This is a genomic window from Cognatundibacterium rugosum (assembly GCF_014284365.1).
In the GTDB taxonomy this organism is placed as follows: domain Bacteria; phylum Pseudomonadota; class Gammaproteobacteria; order Burkholderiales; family Burkholderiaceae_D; genus Undibacterium; species Undibacterium rugosum.
Map to the genome: position 1 here is coordinate 42,857 of NZ_JACOGG010000021.1, position 7,696 is coordinate 50,552.

5 protein-coding genes are annotated in these 7,696 nt (G+C 50.8%); 2 read left to right on the plus strand and 3 right to left on the minus strand.

The window, feature by feature from the left end; translation table 11 throughout:
• Nucleotides 1-52 precede the first annotated feature (52 nt).
• Both H8K47_RS15775 and H8K47_RS15780 read right to left on the minus strand, forming a co-directional pair.
• Nucleotides 53-1,246 carry a hemin-degrading factor gene (locus tag H8K47_RS15775; protein WP_186882355.1) on the minus strand — a complete coding sequence of 398 codons (1,194 nt, stop codon included), beginning with the start codon at nucleotides 1,244-1,246 and terminating at the stop codon, nucleotides 53-55.
• 46 nt (nucleotides 1,247-1,292) lie between these two features.
• Nucleotides 1,293-3,683: a TonB-dependent receptor domain-containing protein gene (locus H8K47_RS15780; RefSeq protein WP_186882356.1), complete on the minus strand. Its 2,391-nt coding sequence runs from the start codon at nucleotides 3,681-3,683 to the stop codon at nucleotides 1,293-1,295.
• A 359-nt stretch (nucleotides 3,684-4,042) separates the two neighbouring features.
• On the opposite strand from H8K47_RS15780, the gene ccoG reads away from it, so the two are divergent.
• Together ccoG and H8K47_RS15790 are read left to right on the plus strand one after the other, a co-directional pair.
• The gene (gene ccoG / locus H8K47_RS15785) at nucleotides 4,043-5,470 is read left to right on the plus strand and encodes a cytochrome c oxidase accessory protein CcoG (protein WP_186882357.1); all 1,428 of its coding nucleotides are present in this window, start codon (nucleotides 4,043-4,045) and stop codon (nucleotides 5,468-5,470) included.
• Nucleotides 5,471-5,537: 67 nt separating this feature from the next.
• A complete protein-coding gene (locus H8K47_RS15790; RefSeq protein ID WP_186882358.1) occupies nucleotides 5,538-6,965 on the plus strand; it encodes an aminotransferase-like domain-containing protein in 1,428 nt (475 codons plus the stop codon).
• Nucleotides 6,966-6,997: 32 nt separating this feature from the next.
• Here the strand turns inward: H8K47_RS15790 and H8K47_RS15795 are convergent, their stop codons facing one another.
• Nucleotides 6,998-7,336: a TM2 domain-containing protein gene (locus tag H8K47_RS15795; protein WP_230404997.1), complete on the minus strand. Its 339-nt coding sequence runs from the start codon at nucleotides 7,334-7,336 to the stop codon at nucleotides 6,998-7,000.
• Between the last annotated feature and the right edge of the window lie 360 nt (nucleotides 7,337-7,696).

A 7,696-nucleotide genomic window follows, 5' to 3' on the forward strand; every position in this document is an offset into this window, starting at 1 on the left:
AGTGGGCAGATCTTCAAATCAATTCGGCCTACCCAGTCTGACGTCGCATGGATTACGGCATACGCGGCAAAGCCGATGCGAGTGCTATCCAACTGGCAGGTTGCGGTTTTGCACGTTCGCGGACACCGAAGAAACTGACCACCAGATGACCGTCACGATCAAAAAATTCGACCGAAGTCACCCCTGCGCGTTGCAATACCCACCCCTGCGCCAAAGCGGATTCGCGTACATGCAAATTGAAGGCGGGATCAAGCACGTTATACCATTCGTCACTTGCAGCAGTTTTCTCTATTTTTCCGCTGAAGATCTGCGTCACACCGGCATTACCAAGGAAGGCCATGATACTGATTTTCTGTTGCGCAGCCTGATCCAACAATGTACGTAAAGCAGCTGGGCTGACTTTTTGCGCCATACCTGCAGGTGCAAGGCGGAACGCCTGCTCACGGTTCAGGCCGAACTCACGGACAATCTGATTAAACTGATGCACGTCGCTCATTTCTTTCCAGGCTAGCTGGAACTCCTTCACATCCACCTCCTGATCCGGCTTCGCTGTCAGCGTTGGCCGCGTGCGTTGAATGTGCAACGCAAGCTGTTGTTGCGGATGACGGAAGTCTTGTACCAATTTGTCATAAACCGCGATACTGGCTTCATTTCTGAGGTAGAGCTTATGCACAGACTGGCCATAGGCATCAAAAAATTGCAGGCTGCGGCTAATATTGCCGTCGCGACCTGGCTGCGCCACAGCAAATGCATATTTCCAGTCTAAGAAATGGAAGCGCAGATCGATCTCCCCACCCAAATAGCCGCCAGCGATGTTACGCAGCCTTTCCTCACGCTCGCGCGCATTTTCCGGTGTCAGTGCCTGAGCCTGTTCATCCTGCAAAGATTTTAAGCGCATCGCGGTACCGGTACGCTCCAGCACGCCATGCTCATTCCTGGTGGTCGCCATGACCTGACCCAGATCCAATGCACGGCGCATGATTTCACGGAAAGTATGCTCATCGTTTTGCAGCATGGTGACGCCCTGTCCTATCTGAGCTGCCAGCAGCTCCGCTTCTGACACCTTAAGTTTGGCAGCGGCATCACGGATTTGCAGACGCGGCTGCTCTTTACGCAGCTCTGCCCAACGCGCTGCCAGACCGGAGGCATCTGACTGATCACCAGTTGCATAGATGGACGGTGTTACCTGACTTAAAATCAGTGCAGTGGCCAGCGCGAACAGTGTGTGTATTCTTTTGCTCAGCATCTTCATTATTTTCCTTTTCGAGTGTAGTGAATTATCGTGACCAGTGTCAGAAGTTCAGATTCATAGTCACTGAGAATTGACGTCCGGGCTGAGCCTGGCGCTCGATATCCGCCAGCGCAGCTGCTGTCGTACCGGCAGCCAGACCGCGTGCGGAGGCGTAATCCCAGTACTTGCGGTCAGCCAGATTATTGATCGCTGCCTGCACACGGAATTGCTGACTGATACGCCACCAGCTGCTGACATCCACCACGCTGTGGGCAGGAACAGCAAAACGTGCGGTCGCAATACCGGAGATCACATCGTCCGGCGCTTGTTTGCCAGCCATATGACGGGCATAAACAGCGATGCCAAAACGACCGGCCGGGTCATCGTAGTTCAGACCAGCGCTGAACTTAGCCGGCGCCACAGAGGCCAGTGCAGCGCGTTGGCCAGTTTTCTGGTTTAAGGCATCACCACGCGTATAACCCGCTGCCAAATCTACGGCATAACCAGTTAAAGCAGGTACCCAGGCACCCAGTTCAAAGCGGCTGCTGGCTTCGATGCCACGAGTAGTAACTTCGCCTATGTTTTCAGGACGATATAAGCCATACGTAATGCTTGGATAATTCACCGGATCCGGCGCTTGCGCCACATACTCGATAAAGTCGTGATAGCGCGTATAAAACAGCGCCGAACGTAGCTGCCAGCCACGTACAGGGCTGCCGCGCAAACCCAACTCTGCCGCATCGCTGCTTTCTTTTTTCAGGCGTGGATTTCCCAATACGGCATAACCATTACCAGCGCCGGTATAACTGAAAGAATCAAACGTACCGGTGCGTTCTGCCGCACTGGGTAAGCGATTGCCATGCTTGTATTGTGCGTACACGTCCAGATCACGTCCGAGTCCGACAGCAAGCTCAATAGCAGGAGTCAATACGGTATCGCTCTCCGTGCGGATTTCATGTGCAGCTGCAGGTACTGCCACCACATACTGCTGTAAATTCACAGGCTTCAGTTTGCGATAGTCAGCGCGCAAGCTTGGTGTCAGGCTGATGCGCTGCTGATTCCACATCCATTGCTGTTCATCTTTAACAGTCAGAGCAAGCTGATCCGCGTCCATATCTGCCATACGGTTCTTGCTGGTGATCTGATGTGCGCCTGTCGCCACTACGGTGCGATCTTCCAGCCACGGCCGCTTGCTGCTGATGTGCGATGCCTGCACATTGACATAGGTCTGGTGCTGCGGCGTCCATTGCTTCATGAGCTGAGTGCTCACGCCATAGCTATTGTTATCATAGCTGGTCAGTATCTGACGTTGATAAGCTTTACCGCCAAACAGATAGCGTGCCTGGGTGTTTTCACTGACCTTTGCGTCCTGCCAGTAAATCTGACTATTGATACTGTCCAGCCAGCCACTGTCGATTTGTGCGCTATGCTCCAGACTGATACGCTGGCGTCTGGTCACACTATCCTGCGCGGCGCCATCGGGATACAAACCTCCCTGCTTATTATTCAGCTGACGCTCATGATTTCTTTCGTAGCCATCCAGTGTGAAGACATAGTTTTGTGTTGCTGTAGGCTGGTAAGCCAGCTTGGCTAATACAGCGCTGGAATGCCATTGATCCGGGTTGGCTGGCACATCGCCTTTGCTTGATGTTTCTTGCCCTTTTCGGTAGACAGCGACCGCCATGGTTTGCCAGTGACCGGATTGACTGGCACCCGTCAACGTATGAAACTGACTGCGGTCTGCGCTCTGATAACCAGCGCGATAGCCGGCATAGCGATCCCCGTCCTGGGAAACAAAATCGGATGGCGCTTTGCTCACAAAACCCACGCCGCCGCCCAAGCCAGCACCACCAGTTGCGCTATGTCCTATTTGCACAGAGCGTAAAGTCTCTACATCTACATATTCGCGCCCACTGGCAAAGCTATTAAGCGTCACGCCATCTGGCTTCGGTGCCGCTTCCGGCATCGCAATGCCATCCAAGTCCATACCAATCCGGTTACCTTCTATGCCACGAATATGAAACCCGGTACTGCCCGCACCATCCCAAATATTGCCGCTGCCGCTTAAGGCTACTGGCACACTGATCAAGGGTTCATAACGCACGATGTCCGCCATCGAAACCACATTGCGCGCAGTCATTTCTTCACTGGTGATGCGTTTTTTTTGTTTGTCCGCCAGCGATTCTTTTTTTGCCTGAACCTGAATGTCAGGTAAACGCTTTTGTGCTAATCCGGTCTCAGGATAGACCGCTGTTTTCTCTTGCGCCTGTGCACTGGCTGCCAGTGACAGCATGCCTGTCAGCAGTGCATGTATAGCCAGTTGCACAGTGCTCAGGCCAGGCATGCGACGCTGGGGGGCTGAATAGCTCTTTGTTGTTAAACCGAAAGTTAGGGCTGGCATAGCCGAAGTCAGACCACAGTCTGCCAGCGACCGCAAATGAGATTTCATCATTAAATTCCAACAGTTGGGAAGGTTAAAGCTGGCGGTGAAATCCGGGACACGTGAGTAAGCGTTGAAAGCTGCTCAGACGGATAGGACAAGTGCTGGCGACTCGCACACTTTATCACGAATGATTCTCATTTGCAACAATGAAATCCCAAGCCTCACATCCTGACATTAAATTCAGAGCGCAGTGCCATCTGTCTCGTGCAACTGGTTTTGATACTACCTTGCCTCGCTCCGATCTCATCTGCTCTGGTTTTTCAAAAATATCTGCTTCTGTTTTTTTGCTGCGGTGCCACAGACAATAAGCGACATCCTGCAGGTGCCTGTGAGCAACTGCCTACCACTCTCAGTTCAGGGTCCATTCTATGAAAATCTCCCCTCCCGCTGTGTCTATCATCAGCATGTACACCAAATTTGATGATGTCTATGTGCGTGAATCTAAGGGGCGTTACACCAATCTGCGTTGGTTTTTTGTATGGCTTACGCAAGCTGTTTTTTTTGGTTTGCCTTGGTTGCGTTGGGATGAACGGCAGGCGGTGTTGTTTGACCTCAGCGCAAGAAAATTCTTTATGTTTGGTCTGGTGCTATTTCCACAAGATCTGATCTACCTGGCGGTTCTGCTCATCATCTGTGCATATAGCTTATTTTTATTTACCGCCGTCAGTGGCCGGGTCTGGTGCGGCTTCAGTTGCCCGCAAACGGTCTACACTGAAATATTCATGTGGATAGAAAATAAGACAGAAGGCAGCCGCAGCGCCCGGATGCGTATGGCTAAGCAGGGACTGACAGCGGAGAAACTGCGTAAGAAGTCGTTAAAGCACCTGCTCTGGCTGATGTTTGCGGGCTGGACCGGACTTAGTTTCGTCGCTTACTTTATTCCGGCACATTCCTTATTGGCGGATATACAGACTGGTCAGCTCGGGTCCTGGCAGTGCTTCTGGATTGCGTTTTATGCTTTGGCCACTTATCTGAATGCGGGGTTCATGCGCGAACAAATATGCCGCTACCTGTGCCCTTATGCACGCTTCCAGGGTTCTATGCTGGATCAGGATACGCTAATCGTCAGCTACGACCAGCAACGCGGAGAACCACGTCAGGGGTGGTCTGCAAAAGAAAAACAAAACAGTGAACGACAAGGCAGTTGCATAGACTGTTCTTTGTGCGTACAAGTATGCCCGACTGGCATTGATATTCGCAATGGCTTGCAACATGACTGCATAGGTTGCGCCGCCTGCGTCGATGCCTGTGACAGCGTAATGGACAAAATTCAGGCACCGCGTGGTCTGATACGCTTCACCACTGCCCGCGCACTCTTGAATGACGAAGGTAGTAGAGCTATCTTGCGCAGGATCTGGCGCCCACGTGTCGTCATTTACAGCCTGATCCTGGGTCTGATCGTCAGTGCTTTCAGCTATGCCCTGCTCACCCGGACTGATTTACGCATGAATGTCATGCGTGACCGAAGAATCCTGAGCCGTGAGGTGGAAGATGGCGCACATGAGAATATCTATCGTCTACATCTGATGAGTACCGCTGAACAAGCCAGGGATTTACGTATCACAGTGACTGGCCTGGATGGTCTGCAATTCCAATCACAGAACCTGGTTCATTTGCAGCCAACAGAATCCAGAACACTCCCTGTTACACTGCGTCTGCCAGCGAATCATCAGGCAGCTGGCAATCTGCAGTTTGAGTTTGTGGTGTATGCGATAAATCCGGAACATCAGCAGGAACAAGTGATACTGCGCGAAAGTGCAAGCTTTCATCTCCCCGCAACTCTGAATGAAAAATAAAATCAAAAATATGCGATTTGCAGCACAATTGCAGCATTAGACATCAATAGGACAAGCAGCACTAGCTATGAAACGTTACGAAGCCCTGGCAGAAGATATCGCCTTATCGATACGCACAGGCATACTGAAGCGTGGTGAAAAACTGCCTTCCGTTCGCCAAACCAGTGAACGTCGCGGCATCAGTCAGGCGACTGTGTATCAAGCGTATTATCTGCTTGAAGCACGCGGCCTGATACGTGCCAGGGAACGTTCAGGCTACTACGTCATCGCGGGTGCCAGCAAATTGCCACCGGAACCGGAACTACTCAGCAGTACCAGCGGTGATTCAACCACAGTGGATGTAAGTGAGCTGATTTTTGAAGTGCTGCAGTCCACTAAGGTCAGGGACGTGGTGCCGTTGGGCTCGGCCTTCCCCAGCCCCTCGCTCTTCCCCTATGACAAACTGGCTTCCAGTATGCACAGCAGTCTGCAACAACTCGACCCATGGGCCACAGTTGAAGATCTGACGACTGGCAGCAGTGAGCTGCGGCGCCAGATTGCACTGCGTTACCTGTTAGTTGGCATGCATGTCAATCCTGACGATATACTTATTACCAATGGTGCGCTGGAAGCCCTGAATCTGGCTTTATTTGCAGTGACACGACCAGGTGACGCCGTCATCATTGAGTCGCCGGCATTTTACGGCGCATTGCAGTCCTTAGAACGCATGGGCTTGAAGGCTATCGAAGTAGCGACTCATCCACGCGAAGGCATCGATCTGGACGCACTGGAATCGGCCTTAGGTAAGCATCAGCCCAAAGCTTGCTGGCTGATGACAAACTTTCAGAACCCTTTGGGCTGTTCTATGCCCGACCAGAAAAAACAAAATCTGGTTGCCCTGCTGGAAAGATTTCAGGTACCACTGATTGAAGACGATGTTTATGCTGAATTGTATTTTTCCAGCCATCGTCCTCTGCCAGCTAAAGCCTTTGATCAAAGTGGCCTGGTCTTACATTGCTCGTCATTTTCAAAATCACTGGCACCTGGTTTCCGTATAGGCTGGATACTTGGCGGGCGTTATTTGTCTAAACTGATACGGCAAAAACTCAGCAGCAGCTTATCTGCCTCCTTGCCTGCGCAGGAAGCGATCGCGCATTACCTGTCGAAAGGGCATTACGATAATCACTTGCGCCGCCTGCGTCATACTTTGTCGGTACAGCAGAGTGTCTACACAGAAGCGATTGCCCGCTACCTGCCCGCGGGAACACTCGCCACCCGCCCTTCGGGCGGTTACGTGTTATGGCTGGAACTAGCTCTCCATGTTGACGTACTGCACTTGCAAAAACTAGCAATTGCGTTAGGCATTAGTATCGCACCGGGGCCGATGTTCTCAGCACAAAGACAGTTCAGACACTGTCTGCGTCTGAATTACGGTCACCCTTACAGTGACAAAACTGCCGAAGCAATGCAAACTTTAGGCCGACTGATACAACAACAAAGCTCCATTACTGTGTAAGCAAAATGACTGGAGCTCAGTCTTGCAGACTATTAGCTCCACTGAGTGAGCTTGTTTCCATCGCTATCTTTAAATGAGCCAGTCACGATCAAAATAAAATCAATCAATGCCCATATCCCAAAACCACCCAGTGTCAGGAGTTGCAAGATGCCAGTGCCAACTTTACCCACGTAAAAACGGTGTACACCAAGGAAGCCAACGAAAAAGCATAAAAGCAGGGCCGGCACTATTTTTTTATCCGATGCCCCCAGCGTTTGCTGAGGTGCACCACAATTTGGACAAGTGATCGCTGTGACATGAATTTGTTTGCCACATCCGCGACAAAACGCCATATTCCCCTGAAGAGCTTCGTTCATTTTTTCCTCAATCATGCCAAATGCATGTAATCATTGATGCTCACAATGTTCTATAAAGAAATTGCATCATTAAAAAATTATAATAATTAATAATGCTCACAATATCAATGTTTTTGTTAAATTTGCAAAAAAAAATGATTGTAATTTGAAGAATCAGAGAACAGCAAAGGGAGTACACGCAAGCGTACTCCCTTTGTGTTATTGATTGTCTGTTGTGTTGTTTTTAGCTGATTGCCGTCCTTGAGTTCGATTCGCCGCCGTAGCAGCCGAATTCCAACAGCAAAGCACAAAGCACAAAGCAAAGCGTAAAAAGCAAAACCCCCCGTTACGGTTGTAACGAGGGGTTTTTAAAGGGAGCCTGACGATAACCTACTT

Coding starts and splice junctions, on each gene's coding strand:
- H8K47_RS15790 (WP_186882358.1), top strand. CDS start 5,538: ATGAAACGTTACGAAGCCCTGGCAGAAGATATCGCCTTATCGATACGC.
- H8K47_RS15775 (WP_186882355.1), bottom strand. CDS start 1,246: ATGCTGAGCAAAAGAATACACACACTGTTCGCGCTGGCCACTGCACTG.
- H8K47_RS15780 (WP_186882356.1), bottom strand. CDS start 3,683: ATGATGAAATCTCATTTGCGGTCGCTGGCAGACTGTGGTCTGACTTCG.
- ccoG (WP_186882357.1), top strand. CDS start 4,043: ATGAAAATCTCCCCTCCCGCTGTGTCTATCATCAGCATGTACACCAAA.
- H8K47_RS15795 (WP_230404997.1), bottom strand. CDS start 7,336: ATGATTGAGGAAAAAATGAACGAAGCTCTTCAGGGGAATATGGCGTTT.